This is a genomic window from Pseudomonas mandelii (assembly GCF_006438925.1).
GTDB lineage: Bacteria > Pseudomonadota > Gammaproteobacteria > Pseudomonadales > Pseudomonadaceae > Aquipseudomonas > Aquipseudomonas mandelii_C.
In genome coordinates this window covers 346,357-364,024 of record NZ_RCZA01000007.1, presented here as the reverse complement: position 1 = coordinate 364,024, position 17,668 = coordinate 346,357, and the positions used below count along the sequence as shown (strand labels likewise).

The 17,668-nt window shown below is 59.7% G+C and carries 19 protein-coding genes; 9 read left to right on the top strand and 10 right to left on the bottom strand.

The window, feature by feature from the left end:
- Positions 1–105 precede the first annotated feature (105 nt).
- The 3 genes from ycaC to EAH74_RS18670 all read left to right on the top strand — a co-directional run bounded on the left by ycaC (position 106) and on the right by EAH74_RS18670 (position 2,904).
- The gene (gene ycaC, locus EAH74_RS18680) at positions 106–732 is read left to right on the top strand and encodes an isochorismate family cysteine hydrolase YcaC (protein ID WP_140680268.1); all 627 of its coding nucleotides are present in this window, start codon (positions 106–108) and stop codon (positions 730–732) included.
- Between the two features lie 141 nt (positions 733–873).
- A complete protein-coding gene (locus EAH74_RS18675; RefSeq protein ID WP_140680267.1) occupies positions 874–2,316 on the top strand; it encodes a mechanosensitive ion channel family protein in 1,443 nt (480 codons plus the stop codon).
- Between the two features lie 147 nt (positions 2,317–2,463).
- A complete protein-coding gene (locus EAH74_RS18670; RefSeq protein ID WP_123368384.1) occupies positions 2,464–2,904 on the top strand; it encodes a carboxymuconolactone decarboxylase family protein in 441 nt (146 codons plus the stop codon).
- Here the strand turns inward: EAH74_RS18670 and EAH74_RS18665 are convergent, their stop codons facing one another.
- Both EAH74_RS18665 and EAH74_RS18660 read right to left on the bottom strand, forming a co-directional pair.
- A complete protein-coding gene (locus EAH74_RS18665; RefSeq protein ID WP_140680266.1) occupies positions 2,905–4,497 on the bottom strand; it encodes a DHA2 family efflux MFS transporter permease subunit in 1,593 nt (530 codons plus the stop codon).
- Positions 4,494–5,615, bottom strand: a complete 1,122-nt coding sequence (locus tag EAH74_RS18660) for an HlyD family secretion protein (RefSeq protein WP_140680265.1) — start codon at positions 5,613–5,615, stop codon at positions 4,494–4,496. The genes EAH74_RS18665 and EAH74_RS18660 overlap by 4 nt, the downstream gene beginning before the upstream one ends.
- Before the next feature lie 261 nt (positions 5,616–5,876).
- On the opposite strand from EAH74_RS18660, the gene queC reads away from it, so the two are divergent.
- Both queC and EAH74_RS18650 read left to right on the top strand, forming a co-directional pair.
- Complete coding sequence (queC, locus tag EAH74_RS18655; RefSeq protein ID WP_140680264.1) at positions 5,877–6,566, top strand: 7-cyano-7-deazaguanine synthase QueC; 690 nt, start codon at positions 5,877–5,879, stop codon at positions 6,564–6,566.
- Positions 6,567–6,681: 115 nt separating this feature from the next.
- Positions 6,682–7,038: a hypothetical protein gene (locus EAH74_RS18650; RefSeq protein ID WP_345789597.1), complete on the top strand. Its 357-nt coding sequence runs from the start codon at positions 6,682–6,684 to the stop codon at positions 7,036–7,038.
- Here EAH74_RS18650 and EAH74_RS18645 read toward each other — a convergent pair.
- Positions 7,022–7,765: an anti-sigma factor family protein gene (locus tag EAH74_RS18645; protein WP_140680263.1), complete on the bottom strand. Its 744-nt coding sequence runs from the start codon at positions 7,763–7,765 to the stop codon at positions 7,022–7,024. The genes EAH74_RS18650 and EAH74_RS18645 overlap by 17 nt on opposite strands.
- Complete coding sequence (locus EAH74_RS18640) at positions 7,758–8,270, bottom strand: sigma-70 family RNA polymerase sigma factor (protein ID WP_140680261.1); 513 nt, start codon at positions 8,268–8,270, stop codon at positions 7,758–7,760. Before EAH74_RS18640 ends, EAH74_RS18645 begins: the two co-directional genes overlap by 8 nt.
- 154 nt (positions 8,271–8,424) lie before the next feature.
- On the opposite strand from EAH74_RS18640, the gene EAH74_RS18635 reads away from it, so the two are divergent.
- Positions 8,425–9,393, top strand: a complete 969-nt coding sequence (locus EAH74_RS18635; protein WP_140680260.1) for a metallophosphoesterase family protein — start codon at positions 8,425–8,427, stop codon at positions 9,391–9,393.
- 13 nt (positions 9,394–9,406) lie between these two features.
- Entirely contained in the window at positions 9,407–9,715 is a 309-nt protein-coding gene (locus EAH74_RS18630; RefSeq protein WP_140680259.1) for a plastocyanin/azurin family copper-binding protein, read from the top strand.
- A 157-nt stretch (positions 9,716–9,872) separates the two neighbouring features.
- Here EAH74_RS18630 and EAH74_RS18625 read toward each other — a convergent pair whose 3' ends face one another.
- Both EAH74_RS18625 and EAH74_RS18620 read right to left on the bottom strand, forming a co-directional pair.
- Positions 9,873–11,024 carry an MFS transporter gene (locus EAH74_RS18625; protein ID WP_140680258.1) on the bottom strand — a complete coding sequence of 384 codons (1,152 nt, stop codon included), beginning with the start codon at positions 11,022–11,024 and terminating at the stop codon, positions 9,873–9,875.
- 138 nt (positions 11,025–11,162) lie between these two features.
- The gene (locus EAH74_RS18620; protein WP_140680257.1) at positions 11,163–11,414 is read right to left on the bottom strand and encodes a hypothetical protein; all 252 of its coding nucleotides are present in this window, start codon (positions 11,412–11,414) and stop codon (positions 11,163–11,165) included.
- A 93-nt stretch (positions 11,415–11,507) separates the two neighbouring features.
- On the opposite strand from EAH74_RS18620, the gene EAH74_RS18615 reads away from it, so the two are divergent.
- Both EAH74_RS18615 and EAH74_RS18610 read left to right on the top strand, forming a co-directional pair.
- The gene (locus EAH74_RS18615; protein WP_140680256.1) at positions 11,508–12,287 is read left to right on the top strand and encodes an AraC family transcriptional regulator; all 780 of its coding nucleotides are present in this window, start codon (positions 11,508–11,510) and stop codon (positions 12,285–12,287) included.
- 44 nt (positions 12,288–12,331) lie between these two features.
- Positions 12,332–13,324, top strand: coding sequence for a diaminopimelate epimerase (locus tag EAH74_RS18610; RefSeq protein ID WP_140680254.1), 993 nt, complete (start codon positions 12,332–12,334; stop codon positions 13,322–13,324).
- A gap of 131 nt (positions 13,325–13,455) precedes the next feature.
- Here EAH74_RS18610 and codA read toward each other — a convergent pair whose 3' ends face one another.
- The 4 genes from codA to queD all read right to left on the bottom strand — a co-directional run bounded on the left by codA (position 13,456) and on the right by queD (position 17,641).
- The gene (codA, locus tag EAH74_RS18605; RefSeq protein ID WP_140680253.1) at positions 13,456–14,703 is read right to left on the bottom strand and encodes a cytosine deaminase; all 1,248 of its coding nucleotides are present in this window, start codon (positions 14,701–14,703) and stop codon (positions 13,456–13,458) included.
- 13 nt (positions 14,704–14,716) lie between these two features.
- On the bottom strand, positions 14,717–15,988 hold the full coding sequence (codB, locus tag EAH74_RS18600; protein WP_140680252.1) for a cytosine permease: 1,272 nt from the start codon (positions 15,986–15,988) through the stop codon (positions 14,717–14,719).
- Positions 15,989–16,239: 251 nt separating this feature from the next.
- A complete protein-coding gene (locus EAH74_RS18595; protein ID WP_140680251.1) occupies positions 16,240–17,070 on the bottom strand; it encodes an alpha/beta fold hydrolase in 831 nt (276 codons plus the stop codon).
- 214 nt (positions 17,071–17,284) lie between these two features.
- Positions 17,285–17,641 carry a 6-carboxytetrahydropterin synthase QueD gene (queD, locus tag EAH74_RS18590; protein WP_008152165.1) on the bottom strand — a complete coding sequence of 119 codons (357 nt, stop codon included), beginning with the start codon at positions 17,639–17,641 and terminating at the stop codon, positions 17,285–17,287.
- Positions 17,642–17,668: the final 27 nt, after the last annotated feature.

The window sequence follows — 17,668 nt, the reverse complement described above, 5'->3', positions numbered from 1 at the left end:
GTGACGGACGAGGGCGACTACCCTTGCTTGGTCGCGTTTTAACGAACTATCAGGTTTCTCTAACGCCGGCCCGTTCGGCATCGATAAAAAGCGAGGATTACTCCCATGACTACCTCTTACAAACGTCTCGACAAGGATAACGCCGCCGTTCTGTTGGTCGATCACCAGGCGGGTCTGCTTTCTCTGGTGCGCGACATCGAGCCGGACCGTTTCAAGAACAACGTGCTGGCCCTGGCTGACCTGGCCAAGTACTTCAAGTTGCCGACCATTCTCACCACCAGTTTCGAAACCGGCCCCAACGGCCCGCTGGTGCCCGAGCTCAAGGCGCTGTTCCCCGACGCGCCGTACATCGCCCGTCCTGGCCAGATCAATGCCTGGGACAACGAAGACTTCGTCAAGGCGATCAAGGCCACCGGCAAGAAACAACTGATCATCGCCGGCGTGGTGACCGAAGTGTGCGTGGCGTTCCCGGCGCTGTCGGCACTGGCTGAAGGCTTCGAGGTGTTCGTGGTGACAGACGCCTCCGGCACCTTCAATGAACTGACCCGTCAATCGGCCTGGGACCGCATGTCGGCCTCCGGCGCGCAATTGATGACCTGGTTCGGCCTGGCCTGTGAACTGCATCGCGACTGGCGCAACGACGTGGAAGGCTTGGGCACCTTGTTCTCCAACCACATCCCGGATTACCGCAACCTGTTTACCAGCTACAACGCGCTGACCAGCAGCAAGTAACCCCGACGCACATCGCCCCTTGTAGGAGCTGCCGAAGGCTGCGATCTTTTGATCTTTATAGATCGCCAAAAGATCGCAGGCTTCGCCAGCTCCTACAATCCGTGCGAAGTTTGCGCCACTGGTCCTTGCTGGAGTTGCTTGATGCTGTCACTGCTCACCGATCACCCGTTGTTCTGCGCGATGGCTTTGATCCTTATCGATCTGGGGCTGTGGCGCCTGCTCAGTGCCAATGGCAGCCAGTGGAAACTGGCCATACGACTGGTGATTTACTCGCTGTTCAGCGTGCTGCTGTTCAACGAGGGCATGAATCCCATGGAGCCGGCGCCTTGGGCCGACAATATCCCGCTGCATCTGGCGGCCACCGGTTTGCAGATCGGCTGGTGGCTGTTCGGCGCACGAACCCTGACGGTGCTGATCGGCGCGGTGATGATGCAACGGGTCGGGCACACCGGGCGCTTGTTGCAGGATTTGCTCGGCGCGGTGATTTTCCTGATCGCGATCATCGCGGCTCTGGCGTATGTCCTCGATCTGCCGGTCAAAGGCGTGCTGGCGACCTCTGGCGCATTGGCGATCATCGTCGGCCTGGCCTTGCAAAGTACTCTCAGCGACGTGTTCTCCGGGATCGTCCTCAACACCACCAAACCCTATCAACTGGATGACTGGATCTCCATCGACGGCACCGAAGGCCGGGTCATTGACATCGACTGGCGCGCGACGCGCCTGCAAACGTCCCAAGGCAGCATGGCGGTGATCCCCAACTCCCTGGCGGCCAAGGCCAAGATCATCAACTTCAGCCGGCCCAGTGACATTTTCGGCGTATCCATCAGCCTGCAACTGAGCCCGCACGCTCGTCCGCAAACGGTGATCGACGCGCTGGAACGGGCGATGCAAGGGTGCCGCTATCTGTTGAACAAACCGGCGCCGTGTGTCGCGTTGAAAGGCTCCAGCGCCACCGGCGTGGAATACGAAATCAGTGGTTTCGTGGTCTCCATGGACCAGAAGCGCATGGTCCGTAATCTGCTGTTCGACCTGGCGTTCCGGCACTTGCAGGCCAGCGGCGTCAGCCTGTTGTCGAACGTCGAACCCAATGCACCTGCCAACCTGTCGCGGCCACGGGCATTGCTGGATGCGTCGAATATTTTCTCGACCCTGCGTCAGGAAGAGAAAGAAACCTTCAGCCAGAACATGACCCTGCAAAACTTCCGCGCCGGTGAAATGATCCTGCCGGGGGGGGAGGTCAGCGATCATTTGTTCATCATCGAATCCGGTGTCGTGTCGGTGGAGCTGAGCCGTGGCGGGGTCAAGTTCGAGTCCGGGCGCATGGGGCCGGGTGAGGTGATCGGCGAGGGCGGTATTTTGTCCGATACGGCGCTACCGGCGGACTTCAGCGCCAAGACGTTCTGCAGCTTGTACCGGATCGAGAAGGAATACCTCAAACCGTGTCTGGATGCGCGGCATGACATCAGCGAAGCGATGAAGGCGTTGCTGGATTTCCGCTTGAACAAGGCTCAGACGTTGACTCAGGAAGCGCCTAGGGTTGTGCAGAAGAAGGGTTTTTTGCAGTGGCTGCGCAATCGAGCGTAGGGGCTCGGAGATCATGGGAACGGGTGCAATCGAGTGCGCCGTCAGCAGGCGTCCCATTGGCATCCTCAACTTCCCAATAATTGGCTATTTTCTGCCGGTCAATGCGGGATTAACGTAGCTCCACATCCCTTGTGACTGGAGCTCACCATGCAACCGCGTATCGATTTCTACACCGCTTCCCCCGATGCACTCAAAGCCATGATCGCGCTGGAAACCGCGGTTTCGAAGTTGCCGCTGGAAAAGACCTTGATCGAACTGGTCAAGCTGCGTACCTCGCAAATCAACGGCTGCGCCTTCTGCCTGGATATGCACAGCGCCGATGCCCGCAAGGGCGGTGAAGACGAGCGCCGCCTGTACACACTGTCGGCCTGGCGTGAAACGCCGTTTTTTACCCCACGTGAACGTGCTGCGCTGGCCTGGACCGAATCCCTGACGCTGCTGAGCCAGACCCATGCCCCGGACGAAGACTACGAACTGGCCACTGCGCAGTTCACCCCCAAGGAAATGGTCGATCTGACCGTGGCCATTACCACGATCAACGCCTGGAACCGCCTGGCGGTTGGTTTCCGCAAAATGCCTCAAGCCTGATCAGTGAGCGTCTGCTGACGGCGCGGCCGGTGGTTGCACCTTGCGCATCAAGGGCACCATCGCCGTGGCGATGATGAAGCAGACCATGATCATCAGGAACGTATCGCCATAGGTTTGTGTCTGCGCTTCGCGGTAGGTCAGCAGCCATAGCTGATGCAGGCTGGCGGTGACACCCACGTCACCGCTTTGGCCGAGGGCGGCGAAGTTGTTGCCGACCTGGGACAGCCACTGATTCAGTGCTTCGTTGGTGCTGTTGAGGTTTTCCGCCAACCGGGTGAAGTGCAGGTTGGTGCGGTCATTCAGAATGGTCGCGCACGCGGCAATGCCGATGGCACCCCCAAGGTTTCGCATCAAATTGAACAATCCCGACGCGTGTTTAAGCCGTGCTGGCGCCAGTCCGCCGAGGGTCAGGGTGACCGCGGGCGGCACCGCCAGTTGCTGGGCAATCCCGCGCAGCGCTTGCGGCAGCATCAATTCCTTAGCCCCCCAGTCATGGGTGATCGGGCTGAAATCCCACATCGACAACGCGAACAACCCCAGGCCGAACATCATGATCCAGCGCAGATCGATGCGGTTGGCCAGAAAGGCGTACAGCGGAATCGCCATGATCTGGAACACCCCGGTGGAGAAAACCGCCAGACCAATGTCCAGTGCGCCATAGCCACGCACCCGGCCGAGAAACAGCGGCGTCAGGTAAATGGTGGCGAACAGGCCGATCCCGGTAACGAACGAAAAGAAGCAGCCAAGGGCGAAGTTACGGTCTTTCAAGGCGCGCAAATCGACGATCGGGTTGGCGACGTGCAAGGTTCGACCGATGAACGCCAGGCCGGCCAGTCCGCTGATCCAAGCCGTGGTCAGAATCGTGCTGTCGCTGAACCAGTTCCAGCGCGGGCCTTCCTCGAGGGTGTATTCCAGGCAACCGAGAAACAGCGCCATGAACACCATGCTCACGTAGTCGGCACCTTTGAGCAGCGACAACTCCGGCTGATCGATTTTCACCAGCATCGGCACCGCCACCGCGACGAAAATTCCCGGCACCAGGTTGATGTAGAACAGCCAGTGCCAGGATGAAATGTCGGTAATCCAGCCACCGATCACCGGCCCCAGGGTCGGTGCCAACGAGGCCACCGCGCCGATGGTTGCAGCAGCGATCACCCGTTGCTTGCCAGTGAAGAAAAAGAACGCGGTGGTGAACACCAGCGGGATCATCGAACCACCGAGAAACCCTTGCAGGGCGCGGAAGGCGATCATGCTCTGAATGTTCCAGGCTGCGCCGCAGAGCAGGCTGGCCAGGGTGAAACCCACCGCCGAAGCGCAGAACAGCCAGCGTGTCGAGAACACTCGGGAGAGCCAGCCGGACAGCGGGATCACGATGATTTCGGCAATCAGGTAACTGGTTTGTACCCACGCCGTTTCGTCGGTGCCCGCCGAGAGCCCGCCGCCGATGTCACGCAGCGAGGCCGAGACGATCTGGATATCCAGCAGCGCGATGAACATGCCGATGCACATGGTGGCGAACGCGAACACCTTGGTCGCCGTCGCCATGTCGGCGGCATTGAACGGCTGCGCGGGGGCGGCGAGGGCGCGGCTCATGGCGCGCTGGCCACGGCCGGGGTTGCAGGTTCCTTGCGAGTGTCCACTTCAGCGGTGACCGACAGGCCCGGACGCAGATGGCCGAGCACGCCATCGGCCGGATCAAGCACGATGCGCACCGGCACCCGCTGAACGATTTTAGTGAAGTTGCCGGTGGCGTTTTCCGGCGGCAGCACGCTGAACTGCGAACCACTGGCCGGCGCGAGGCTGTCCAGATGACCGTGGAATTCCTGCCCCGAGAGCACGTCGGCATGAATGATCACCCGTTGCCCCGGTGTCATTCGCGATAGCTGATCTTCCTTGAAATTGGCATCGACCCACAGCCCGCTGGCCGGTACCACCGACAGCTGTTGCGAGCCGGCCTGGGCATAAGCGCCGACCCGCGCCCGGCGATTGCCGATCACGCCGTCCACCGGGGCCTTCAGTTCGGTGTAACCCACGTTCAATTGCGCCAGATCACGTTCGGCACGAGCCTGCATCAATGCGGCGCGGGCTTGCTGCTTCTGGGTTTCGATCACATTCAACTGACGTTGTGCGGCGAGCAATTCAGCCTGGGCCCGGGCGCTGAGGGCTTGGGCGGTCTTGAAGGTGGCGTTGGCGCGTTGGGCGCTTTCCACCGAGACGGCGTTGCTGCCGACCAGTTTTTTGTAGCGAACATCGTCATCCCGTGAACGGGCGGTTTCGGCACCGGCGGCATCAATCCCCGCGCGGGCCTGGCCGATCACTGCGTGTTGCAATTGTTCGGTGGCATCGAGATTAGCGAGCAGCGCCTCTTCGGCGGCCACCGCACCTTCGGCCTTGGCCAGGTTGGCGCGGTAGTCGCGGGAATCGAGACGAATCAACACATCACCGGCCTTGACCTTCTGGTTGTCGGTGACCAGCACCTCTTCGATGTAACCCGCCACCTTCGGCCCGATCACCGTTACATCGCCGCCGATGTAGGCGTCGTCGGTTTCTTCGATGAAACGGCCCGCGGTCCACCAGTGAGTCGCGTACAGCCCGGCGAACACCAGGGCAGCGATGACCGCCGTCAGCAAGATCAACCGTTTGAACAGGGGAGGCTTGGGTGTGCTCACCGGGACAGCAAGGTCGTGTTCAAGGCTGGGCATGCTGGTCATGGAGATTACCTGTGGGAAACGGGTCTTTATTACGCGTGTAATATGACGTAGGTAATATTTAGTGGCAGTTGATTTCTGTTGCCGGTCGTCAGGTGCTAGCGGAGGAGGGCTGGTTGTTGAGGCTCGGGTATCAACAAAGAAATGACACAAACGGAAATCGGATACGGTCATTTCGGAATCCTCCCACACCCAGAGTTTGAGCTTCCCGGTAGGGTCAACGGCCCCGGCACCCTGCCGAGACACCCCAAGGAAGAACGAACCATGACCAGAAAGGCCGTTATCGTTTTCAGCGGCGGACAAGACTCAACCACCTGCTTGATCCATGCATTGCCGATGTACGAGGAAATCCACTGCATTACCTTTGATTATGGCCAGCGCCATCGTGCGGAAATCGAAGTGGCGCAACAGCTTTCAAAACAACTCGGCGTGAAGGTGCACAAAGTATTAGACACTTCATTGTTGAGCGAACTGGCCATTAGCAGTTTGACGCGCGACCACATTCCAATTGCAAGGAGTACGGGGGATGGCGTGCCTGATACGTTCGTGCCGGGCAGGAATATTCTGTTTTTAACGTTGGCTTCTATTTATGCCTATCAGGTAGACGCTGAAGCTGTCATTACAGGTGTTTGTGAAACAGAGAGCTCTGGTTATCCGGATTGTGGTGATGAGTTTGTTAAGGTGTTGAACAGCGCCATTCACTTGGGTATGGACTATAAGGTACGAATCGAGACGCCGCTTATGCGGCTCAATAAAGCTGAGGCCTGGGCTTTGGCTGATTACCATAAGCAGCTGGATTTGATTCGGCACCATACATTGACTTGCTACAACGGGATAATGGGGAGTGGATGTGGTGACTGTGATGCTTGTAGTCTTCGTTCAAAAGGGTTGACTGAGTTTTTGGAAAATAGAGCAGAGGTTATTCACAGTCTAAAAATTAAATTAGAACTATAGGCAGTAATGCACAACGGGGGAGGGTCGATTTGCAGCTGGTTCACACTCCCCTAGGTCTTATGCGGTTGGCGGGCTGTGATGCCTGCGGGACTTGCCGGAAACCCGACCACAGAATGTGACAGCACCTGCTCTGTTCGAGACGTTGTGGCAAATGCTCAAGGACCGCGATGTCTGGCGCTCGACGCTGTTGGTGGCGCTATTCAACATTGCCTTGTTCAGGTACTACAGCCTCGGTCCTTTCGTGTTTCAACGCCTGGGTTTGAGTACGCAAGGGTTCGGCTACAACGGGGTGATCCTGACCTTGGGCTCTGGCCTTGGCGCCTGGCTCAACAAACGCCTGTTGCAGCGAGGGTTCAATGGTTTGCAACTGAACGCTGGCGGCGATGTTGGCATTGGTGGGCGGTGTCGGGACTCGAAGGGACGAGGACATTCTATGTTGCAACGCAACCTTGCCTTCAGGTGCCGTTCTTGAGCAACTGGCTGAGCGCCTCCAGCTCACTTTTTTCCAAATCGGAAACCAGCACAAATCGCATGTGGTTTTCTTGCCAGAACACGACGTTAAAGCCGCGGACCGTCTGACTCTGTCGCGGCTTGTCCGCCTCCTGCGTGGGCAGGATGAACACATTGATAATGTGCTTGGCGCGCCCATAGCTCAGGGCCGCCGTGGTCTGATGTTGCAGGTAATCCAGCCGCCCACCCAACAACGGAAAACCTTGCGCCGAGTAATCGAATACGGGCGGCGAGAAGTCGAGCTTGCCGGTGAACCAAGGTTTCACGGTATGGCGGTCGGACGAAACCACATCGTTCAAATGTTCACCCATCAACGAGCGGACATGGCTGGAGACCGCCTCATCCATCAACGGCTGTTCACCGCCCGGCGTGACGACATACAGCATCACAGCCAAGGCCAGGGCTGTCGCTGAAAAAACAGGCGCGAACCACTTCCGCCAACGTTCCACGGCCCGGGGTTGAGGTGCAACAGGGGCGAATAGGTTGGCGGTCAACGACGCCGGTGCCGAGTAATACGGCGCATGTCGCTTCACGCTGACCTTTAATAGCCGCGCCTGATCATGCAACCGCGTGCATTCGGCGCATTCGGCCAAATGCCCGGCGACCCGGGCAGCCATCACCGTATCCAGTTCTTTGTCCAGATAGCCATGAACCAGCGTCTGGCAAGCCGTGCAGTCGAGTTCATTCATGATCATGTAACTTCAGTAGTTCGAGTTTGAGCATGGCGCGAGCCCGGGCCAGTCTCGACATGACGGTGCCGATGGGGATGTCGGCCACCAGGGCGATGTCCTTGTAGGGCATGTCTTCGAGCTCCTTGAGAATAATCACCTCGCGAAATACTGGCGGCAGGGCGCACAGGGCCTGTTGGACAAGCGCCGCGTTTTCCGTGTGAATGGCCAGCAACTCCGGGGTTTGGCCGTGACTCAACGCGGCATCGTCTTCGGGCAGTTCATCGCCGATGGCCACCCAGTGGTGGCCGGCCGAGGCCTTGAGCCAGGTGTAGCTTTCGTTACGCACGATGGTCAGAAACCAGGCCTTGGCATTGCCGTCGGCGAAACGGTGCAAGAATCTGAAGGCCCGCAGGGCGCTTTCCTGCACGACGTCGCGCGCGGCGCTGTCGTTACCGGTGAGCCAGCGCGCGAGGTTGTAGGCGGCGTCCAAGTGGGGCGCAAACAATTCCTCAAATCGCTTCATAGTGATTCCCGTAACGTCCCACCCCTATAACTGTCATTCGCTGTGTTTTATTCCCGAGGAAAAAATAATTTTCCGACGTGGAATAAAGACTCGTCCCGCAAGGTTGTATCTCGTGTCAGCTACATCACTGTAGTCCGCTAACGAGGGCACACCGATGGACATACATACGAAATACGAACGACGCACCGACGGTCCGCTGAACCCCGACCGCCGGACACTGCTCAAGTGCTCCGCGTGGGCCGGAGCCGGCGTGATCTGGGCCTTGAGCGGCGGCATTCCACGGGCCTTTGCGCTGGACGATTCCGGCAACGTCTCCGACCCAAAAGCGCTGGCCAGCACCTTCCACTTTGTGCAGATCAGCGACTCGCACATCGGTTTCAATAAAGAGGCCAACCCGGAACCGTTGAAGACCTTGCAGGTGGCCATCGACAAGGTCATCGCATTGCCGAAACGGCCATCGTTGATCCTGCATACCGGCGATATCACCCACCTGTCGAAGCCGGAAGAATTCGATACGGCCGCGCAACTGCTCAAGGGCCTTCCGTCCAACGTGCATTACGTGCCGGGCGAGCACGACACCCTCGACGAGGGCGGCGGAAAACTCTATCTGGAGCGTTACGGCAAGGGCACCAAAGGCAATGGCTGGTACAGCTTCGATGACCACGGCGTGCATTTCATCGGGCTGGTGAATGTCTTCAACTTCCAGGCTGGCCATGAAGCGACGCTTGGCGCCGATCAACTGGCCTGGCTGGCCGATGACTTGCGCGCCGTGACGAGCAGCACGCCAATCGTTGTGTTTACCCATATTCCGTTGTGGACGATTTATCAGCCGTGGGGTTGGGGCACCGAGGATGGCGATCAGGCGATTGCCATGCTGCGCAAGTACGGTTCGGTGACGGTATTGAACGGGCATATCCATCAGGTCATCCAGAAGGTGGAAGGCAATATCACCTTCCACACCGCCCGCGGCACGGCTTATCCACAACCTGCACCGGGTACGGCGCCGGCACCGGGACCGATGACGGTGGCGGCTGATCAACTGCGCAATTATTTAGGGCTCACCGATGTGCGAGCGACGCAGGGCGAGCATCCGCTGGCGCTGATCGATTCGACACTGGTTTAGCGGAGGAACTGGGATGAAAACGCGACTGTTGGCTGTTGTCTGCCTGATGCTGTCGATGCCGGTGTGGGCTCAGGAGGTGAAAATCGATATCAAGGAGTTCATGTTCGGGCCCAAGGATTTGAACGTGGCCGTGGGCACCAAAGTGACGTGGGTGAACGACGACCAGATTCCGCATACGGTGGCGGAAACCCACAAGGTGTTTCGCTCTGGGGCGCTGGATACCAATGACAGCTTTTCCTGGGTATTCAACACGCCGGGGGAGTTTGAGTATTTTTGTGCGCTGCACCTGCAGATGATCGGGAAGATTGTGGTCAGCCAGTGATGCCGCAAGAACTTTGCGATAGATCCAGCTGAAGAAACCCTAACCTCCTGGGAGTAGGCTCGCTCTCACATTTGATCCATGTCGTTCACACATTTTGTGTTCACTGAAGATCCCTTGTGGGAGCGAGCCAGCTCCGGGCGGCGATCCGACGAAGCTTTCAGACTTTCAACACCTTCCCGCCGATAGCCACCGCCACCAGCAACACCGCCATCAGCCCGAAGGCAAAACTCAAACTGCTGCCATGGGCGATAAACCCGATCAACGCAGGCCCCGCAAGAATGCCCGCATAACCCAGCGTGGTAATGGCCGGCACGGCGACGCTTTCGGGCATCACCGTCTGTTTGCCCACCGCGGTGTACAACACCGGCACAATGTTCGAACAACCCACCCCCAACAATGCATAACCCATCAGCGCCGCTTCCCAACTCGGGGCGAAGGTCGCCACAAACAGGCCCGCTGCGGCCGTTAACCCACCGAACACAATCACCCGGGTAGCGCCGAGACGACGCACGATCGAATCGCCGGTCAAACGGCCGACGGTCATGGTCAACGCAAACGCCGCGTAACCCAGCCCCGCGTAAGCGGTGTCGATCCCGCGTTCCTGCGCCAGGAACACCGCGCTCCAGTCGAGCGCCGCGCCTTCGGCGAGGAACACGATGAAACACATTCCGCCGATGAACAGCACGATGCCATGGGGAACGGCAAACGCCGGCCCCGAACTTTCGCTGCCGTAAGGCAAGAGGTGTGGCGCGGCCTTGGCCAGGGCGATCAGCAGCATCACGATCACCACCAGCGTTGCCCCCAGCGGTGAAACCCCGAAGCCGAGCAGGGCGCTGACACCCGCCGCACCGACAATCCCGCCGAGGCTGAACAACCCATGGAAACCCGACATCATGGTCTTGCCGCTGGCCCGTTCGACGATCACCGCTTGCAGGTTCACCGTCGAATCCACCGTGCCCAACCCCGCGCCGAACATGAACAACGCAGCAATCAACGCCGGAATCGACGACACCGTTGCCAACAGCGGCAGGGCCGCACAGATCAGCAACACCCCGGCGCTCACCACCCGGCGACAGCCAAAACGCGTGGCCAGAAGCCCCGCCATCGGCATCGCCAGAATCGACCCCACCCCCAGGCACAACAGCAGCAAACCGAGCGTCCCTTCATCCAGCCCGGCCCGAGCCTTGGCGTAGGGCACCAGCGGCGCCCACGCGGCGATGCCGAAGCCGGCAATGAAAAAGGCGATGCGCGTGGACATCTGCTCCAGGCGTCCGGGAACAAATGCGGTTTGGGTGTTGAGGTTGGTCATATCAATCCTTGGCAAAAAACGTCGCGTATCCAAGGGACAGTGATCGACCTGCGAGGGTTCGATCAGCGTACGCGCAAGTTCGCGGTCAGGCAGGGTGACATCCTTGCACAGCCTGACCCTCCATCGCGAGTGCGGCTGTCAGTGCCCTTCGCACAATCCGCGCAGGTGTTCGTCGCGCACTTGCAGAATCTCGAACAAACCCAGCGCCCGTAACGCCGGCAAAGCCTCGACGATGTCGTGCTCGGCCAGCCGCCGCTGTTCTTCGCTGCCACCCGGATCGGCCAGCCTGCGTGCATTGATCAAAAAAGCCCCGACCGTGCCTTTGCGCACAGCGATGCCATTGAATTGGCCTTGGTCGAGATGGTCGGGAAGCAGGTCTTCAGCGCGCATAAGGGTGTCCCTCTGTTGAATGAGTGTTCAGCCTAAAGCGATGTTCATGGCTAAACTGCGTCATCCAGGTCATTCGATAACGTAGAACTGCCAATGGTTAAACCGCTGATATCCACCGAGCTGGCGCAGTCTTCCACGGCGGCGCGGGTGATCGCCGTCACTCAGGACAGCCCGGTCGAGCGCCAAAGTGCCTTGCACCAGCATGCCCGCGGCCAATTGCTGGGGGCACGGCGCGGTTTGTTGTCCGTAGATGCGGCAGATCATCATTGGGTGGTGCCGGCCACCCACGCGGTGTGGATTCCGCCGGACTGCCTGCACGGCTTGCGTTCCCACGGCCCGTTCCATGGCTGGAGCGTTTATGTGGCGACGCCGGCCTGTGCCGAGTTACCGGAGCAGCCGTGCATCATCGCCACCTCGGGCCTGCTCCGAGAGGCCGTCGACCGGGCTGCGACTTGGAGGGAGGGCGCAATTGATGAGCGACAGGAACGGATCGCCCAACTCATTCTCGATGAAATCGCCGCGTTGCCCGCCGAGCCTTTCGGCCTGCCGCTGTCCCACGATCCGCGATTGCGCCGGATCACCCAGGCGCTGGTCGATGACCTGGCAGACAACCGCGCACTGGAACAATGGGCGCAGTGGGGGGGTGTGTCGGCGCGAACCCTGGCCAGACGCTTCGTTAGCGAAACCGGCTTCACCTTCAGCCAATGGCGCCAGCGCGCTCGGTTGTTGCGCGCGCTGGAGCTTTTGGCGGCAGCGGTGCCGGTGACGACCATTGCGCTGGAACTGGGTTATGAAAATGTCAGCGCGTTTATTGCGATGTTTCGACGAACGTTCGGGGTGACGCCGGGGCGGTATTTCATCGCCGGACATTGACGCCTAAAGTACAGGCACTTTCTGGCTGACTTCAGGACCGATCCATGACGCCGTTCTACGATGCTCGAGGCAATATCTATGCGGTTGTGGCGCCTGACGCCGTGCGCCGGGGAGGTATCGATCTACCCGTGCAGGCCAGTCGCGCTGCGCAAACCCGTGCGGCATGGACGGTTTCGGCTATCGAGGCCTTCTGTGGCTGGGCACCCGGTACACAACCGCCAGGCAGCAAGGATCATCGCTGCGACGGTTTATTGGTCGGTCCGTTTCAAGCCTCGCCACCGTTTGACCTGCTGATCGTCAACACCGACGGCACGCTCGCCGAGCGCAGTGGCAACGGGTTGACGATTTTCTCTCAGGCCCTGAGTGAGCAAGGGCTGCTGCCGAGGGACGAGGTTTGTTTGCTCAGGGTTCATCACGATAAGACTGATGCGGTTTCGCCTGTGGACACTTCGGTGAAACCGGTCGAGATCGAGGGTGTGAAAGGGTTCTGGCTGGATCTGGGCAAACCCTCGTTCGGGCCTGACGCTGTGGGGGCTAAAGGGGTTGAAAGCGTGCGGCTGAACGGTCGCGACGTCAGCCATGTGCAGCCGTTATCGGGGCTTGATCCTGCCTGGTCTCGAAGCCAGTTCGTACGCATCGGCAATCCACATTGTGTGACGCTTTTAGAGAACGCCGATGCATTGCCGAGCAATGAGCAGATGCGCGAACCGGGGTTGTCCGAAGGGCTGACGCGTATCGCTTACGCCATGCCGGCCGGGGCGGGGGAGCCGTGTGCTGCTGGCGTGAATCTGCAATGGGCGATGCTTGAGTCTGAAGGGCGAGTCGTCGCGCGGGTATTCGAGCGCGGAGAGGGGCCGACGGCGTCGTCGGGCACCAGCGCCAGTGCGGTGGCTTGCGCGGCGTGGCGGGTGGGGTGGGTCAGAGCAGGGGAGGTAAATGTGGTTATGCCCGGCGGTACTGCACCGATTCTTCTGGAGGAAGAGCAGGGTGAGTTGAGTCGGGTCAGGTTGTTCGGCACGGCGCGGTTGATGGGGTGAGTTCAAGATTGCCTTCGCGAGCAGGCTCGCTCCCACAGTGGATCTGAGGTGTACTCAGCGTTTGTGTCCACTGGAGATCAAATGTGGGAGCGAGCCTGCTCGCGAAGGCGTCAGCCCAATCAACGCAAATCTCAGCTCAAATCACCATAGAACTCGACCTCCGGCATCTGCCGCTTCATCAACACCTTGCCATCGCGCACCGAATACAGCGGCAGGCCCTGACTGCGGATCACCTCGTAATCGCAGTCCTCCGACAGAATCAGCAAATTCGCTGGCCGCCCGCGTTCCAGTCCATAACGGTCACCCAGGTTCATGGCCTTGGCGCTGTTGTCGGTGACCAGGTCTAGCGCGCTTTGCAGGTTGCGGTAACCGAGCATGTGGCAGATGTGCAGGCCGGCTTCGAGCACCCGCAAGATATTGCCGTTGCCCAGCGGATACCACGGGTCGACGATCGAATCCTGGCCGAAACACACGTTCATCCCGGCTTCGAGCAGCTCGTTGACACGGGTCACGCCACGGCGTTTCGGGAAGTTGTCGAAGCGCCCTTGCAGGTGAATGCTTTCGGTGGGGCAGGAGACAAAGCTGATCCCCGAATGCCCGAGCAGACGGAACAATTTGGCGCAGTAAGCGTTGTCGTAAGAGCCCATGGCGGTGGTGTGACTGGCGGTCACCCGCGAGCCCATGTCGCGGCTGCGGGCTTCTTCGGCCAGCACCTCTAGAAAGCGTGAGTGCGGGTCGTCGGTTTCATCGCAGTGCACGTCCACCAGGCAACCGGTGCGCTCGGCGAGGTCCATCAGGAATTTCACTGAACTCACGCCTTGATCGCGGGTGTACTCGAAATGCGGAATGCCGCCGACCACATCGGCCCCCATGCGGATCGCTTCTTCCATCAGCTCGCGACCGTTGCGGTACGACTCGATGCCTTCCTGCGGGAACGCAACGATCTGCATGTCGATCAGGTGACGGCTTTCCTCGCGCACTTCGAGCATCGCCTTGAGCGCGGTGAGCTGCGGGTCGGTGACGTCGACGTGGGTACGCACATGCTGGATGCCGTGTGCGGCGAGGGTCTGGATGGTTTTCTTGGCGCGGGTTTTGGTGTCCTCTTCGGTGATCGTCACCTTGCGCTCGCCCCAGCACTCGATGCCTTCGAACAGCGTGCCGCTCATGTTCCAGCGCGGCTCGCCGGCGGTGAGCGTGGCGTCGAGGTGGATGTGTGGCTCGACGAAGGGTGGCACCACCAGGTTGCCGCCGGCGTCCAGATCATCGGGCCCCAGGGTCGGCGCTTCGGTCTGTCGGGCGATGTTGCTGATCAGGCCGTTTTCCAGGTGCAACTCATGCAGGCCATCTTGGTTGCGCAGGCGGGCGTTGATGATGTGCATCAGGCGAATCCTTTTATAGATCTTGTAATGGTGCGTTGGCAGTACGGGCACCCAGCACGCCGGTCAGTAACACATACGTTAACGCGGCAGCGGCAATCCCTACCAGCGGCGCGACCCACGGTGAACTGAACGCAGCAACGGTGCCGACCGCGTAGGCGCCCAGGCCAGACCAATTGAACGCCGGCAAGCGGGCATCGGCCAGACGTGGATATTGACCACGATAGCGGTAGAAGAAGTCCGCCATGATCACGCCGCCAATCGGCGGGATCACGGTGCCCAGCAGAATCAGATAGGGCACCAGCATGTCGTACATACCCAGCAGCGCCAGCAGGGTGCCGATCACCGCGCCCGCCAGGGTCACGGTCTTGCGACGGCCGGTGCGCAGCAGGTTGCAACCGGCGACGGCGAAGTTGTAGATGGTGTTGTCCTGGGTGCTCCAGATATTGAGTAGCAACATCGCCATCGCCGCCATGGCGAAGCCTTGCAACAGCAACACTTCGACCACGTCCGGTTGCTGGTAGACGATTGCGCCATAGGCACCGATCAACACCATCAGGCCGTTGCCGATGAAGAAGCCGATCAGGCTCGCCAGCACCGCCACGCGTGCCGAACGGGAGAAACGCGTCCAGTTGGTTGCCTGGGTCGCACCACTGACGAAGGTGCCGAACACCAGGGTAATCGCGGTCGACCAATCCAGTGTTCCCGTCGGGACTACTGCGAGCAAACCGTCGAGCCCGCCGATCTTCACCGTGGCCACCCACATCGACAGCATCAGCAGCAACATCATCGCCGGTACGGCGATGTACGACAGAATCTCCAACCCGCGATAACCGATGTACGCGGTCGCGCAAAACATCAGGCCGAACAGCACCATCAACCCGAGAACGGTGCCCTCGGCCAATTCGAAATACTTGCCCAGCACCACGGCGGCAGTGGCCGTGCCCCAGGCGTACCAGCCGATCTGGGTAAAACCGAGGATCAGGTCGCTGAGCTTGCTGCCCACTTCACCGAAGCAAAAGCGTCCCATCAAAACCGAATTCAGACCGCTCTTGAAGGCGATGTAACCCAGGCCGGCGGCATAGATCCCCAGCAGCAGATTGCCGATGACAATCACCGCCATCATCTCGCCGAAACTGAACGCCACACCCAGCTTGCCGCCGGCAAACATGGTCGCGGTAAAAAAGGTGAAACCCAGCAGCACCATGGCCGTTGAGGCCAGGCCTTTGCGGGCATGCATCGGGACTTCGCTGAGGGGGTAATCGTTGCCGGGATCGTTCTGCGTCATGGGGCGTTCCTTGCTGAATGAGTGACGCGGGGGCATGTTGCAGTGGTCGTGCCAAGCGTGGGGTGGTGGAGTTATTTATAGCCGAGCGGGGGGATTTGGCGCGGGGAGGGCCCGAAAGCGGTGCACCTGAAGGATCACAGAACCCATGTGGGAGCGAGCCTGCTCGCGAAAGCGGTTAAACATTCAACACTGAGGTCGACTGACCCGGCGCTTTCGCGAGCAGGCTCGCTCCCACAGGGGTGTTGGTTTCTTCAGGGGGATTTGTGTTGCGGTAAAAACCGCAGCAACGCCGCGACAATCGCTTCCGGCGCATCTTCCTGAACCAGATGCCCGGCATTCGGAATCGCCTGGAACCGCGACCCCGGAATCATCTGATGCAACGCCTGCCCACGTTCAATGGGAATCCACTGATCGTCTTCGCCCCACAGAATCTGCACCGGACAACGAATCGTCGGGTACAGCCCTTCGGCCTCACGGGTATAACGCTCGTCCATCTGAGCGATCTGCCGATAGAACGCCGCTTGCCCCGGATCGCCGAGCCACGGCTGCACGTAAGGCGCGAGTTCATGATCAGGAATCTCGCGCTTGATCGCCCCGCGAATATAGGTCGGTACAATCGCCCGCTGAATGTAATCGGGCAGGCCACTGAATGCCGCCTCATGCTGACGTACATGCTGCACAAACGGCGAACCCCAAGGCGTCAGCGCCACCGGGTCAATCAGTGTCAGGCTGCGGTAGTCCTTGCCGTTCAGCAGATGGGCCCGCAATGCGGTGGCGCCGCCGAAGTCGTGAGCGACGACGTCTGGTCGCTGCAGACCCCAGTGATCGAGCAAGTGAGCCAACAGGTCGTTCTGCACACCCAGCGACACATCGCCCTCGATTTTCTCCGATAGCCCATAACCCAGCAGGTCAAAGTAATGCACCCGATGGGTGGTGATGAAGTGCGGCGCAATCCGGTGCCACACGTAAGAAGAGAAGGGCGTGCCATGCACGAACACCAACGGCGGACCGTCGCCCCGCACGGCGTAGCGAACGGAGTGCCCGTTGAAGCGATAGGTCTGAGGCAGCGGCCAGTCAGTCATTGGGGGTGTCCTCTTGGCGTGGGGGAGCCAAAAAGCATAGGCATAAAAAAACAGCCATTGAAGGCTGTTTTTATATTCACTGACGAAACGCAGTTCACTGTGGGAGCGAGCCTGCTCGCGAAAGCGGTGTGTCAGTCATGCATTTGGCGACTGATAGATGGCTTTCGCGAGCAGGCTCGCTCCCACAGGAATTTTCATCGGCCTTTAGATCGGCTTATTCGCCGTGATAGATGCAGCCGCTGGTGCACGTCTCGTGAATGCGGATCGCGCTGAGTTCCGGCAGCAGAGGCTTCAATTCCTTCCAGATGAATTTGGCCAGCACTTCACTGGTCGGGTTTTCCAGACCGGGAATGTCGTTCAGGTAGTTATGGTCCAGGCGTTCATAGAGCGGCTTGAAGATCGCCTTGATTTCCGAGAAATCGCGGATCCAGCCCGTGTGCGGATCGAGGTCGCCGCTCAGGTGGATCGCCACTTTGAACGAGTGACCGTGCAAGCGACCGCACTTGTGGCCTTCCGGCACGTGGGGCAGGCGGTGGGCGGATTCGAAGGTAAATTCTTTGAAGATTTCCACAGTGATTTCAGCTCTGTCAGGTGGCGA

Coding starts and splice junctions, on each gene's coding strand:
- EAH74_RS18620 (WP_140680257.1), bottom strand. CDS start 11,414: ATGCGCGCTGAAGACCTGCTTCCCGACCATCTCGACCAAGGCCAATTC.
- EAH74_RS18610 (WP_140680254.1), top strand. CDS start 12,332: ATGACGCCGTTCTACGATGCTCGAGGCAATATCTATGCGGTTGTGGCG.
- codB (WP_140680252.1), bottom strand. CDS start 15,988: ATGACGCAGAACGATCCCGGCAACGATTACCCCCTCAGCGAAGTCCCG.
- EAH74_RS18635 (WP_140680260.1), top strand. CDS start 8,425: ATGGACATACATACGAAATACGAACGACGCACCGACGGTCCGCTGAAC.
- EAH74_RS18625 (WP_140680258.1), bottom strand. CDS start 11,024: ATGACCAACCTCAACACCCAAACCGCATTTGTTCCCGGACGCCTGGAG.
- EAH74_RS18670 (WP_123368384.1), top strand. CDS start 2,464: ATGCAACCGCGTATCGATTTCTACACCGCTTCCCCCGATGCACTCAAA.
- EAH74_RS18615 (WP_140680256.1), top strand. CDS start 11,508: ATGGTTAAACCGCTGATATCCACCGAGCTGGCGCAGTCTTCCACGGCG.
- EAH74_RS18675 (WP_140680267.1), top strand. CDS start 874: ATGCTGTCACTGCTCACCGATCACCCGTTGTTCTGCGCGATGGCTTTG.
- EAH74_RS18630 (WP_140680259.1), top strand. CDS start 9,407: ATGAAAACGCGACTGTTGGCTGTTGTCTGCCTGATGCTGTCGATGCCG.
- EAH74_RS18665 (WP_140680266.1), bottom strand. CDS start 4,497: ATGAGCCGCGCCCTCGCCGCCCCCGCGCAGCCGTTCAATGCCGCCGAC.
- EAH74_RS18640 (WP_140680261.1), bottom strand. CDS start 8,270: ATGAAGCGATTTGAGGAATTGTTTGCGCCCCACTTGGACGCCGCCTAC.
- ycaC (WP_140680268.1), top strand. CDS start 106: ATGACTACCTCTTACAAACGTCTCGACAAGGATAACGCCGCCGTTCTG.
- EAH74_RS18660 (WP_140680265.1), bottom strand. CDS start 5,615: ATGACCAGCATGCCCAGCCTTGAACACGACCTTGCTGTCCCGGTGAGC.
- queC (WP_140680264.1), top strand. CDS start 5,877: ATGACCAGAAAGGCCGTTATCGTTTTCAGCGGCGGACAAGACTCAACC.
- codA (WP_140680253.1), bottom strand. CDS start 14,703: ATGCACATCATCAACGCCCGCCTGCGCAACCAAGATGGCCTGCATGAG.
- EAH74_RS18645 (WP_140680263.1), bottom strand. CDS start 7,765: ATGAATGAACTCGACTGCACGGCTTGCCAGACGCTGGTTCATGGCTAT.
- EAH74_RS18595 (WP_140680251.1), bottom strand. CDS start 17,070: ATGACTGACTGGCCGCTGCCTCAGACCTATCGCTTCAACGGGCACTCC.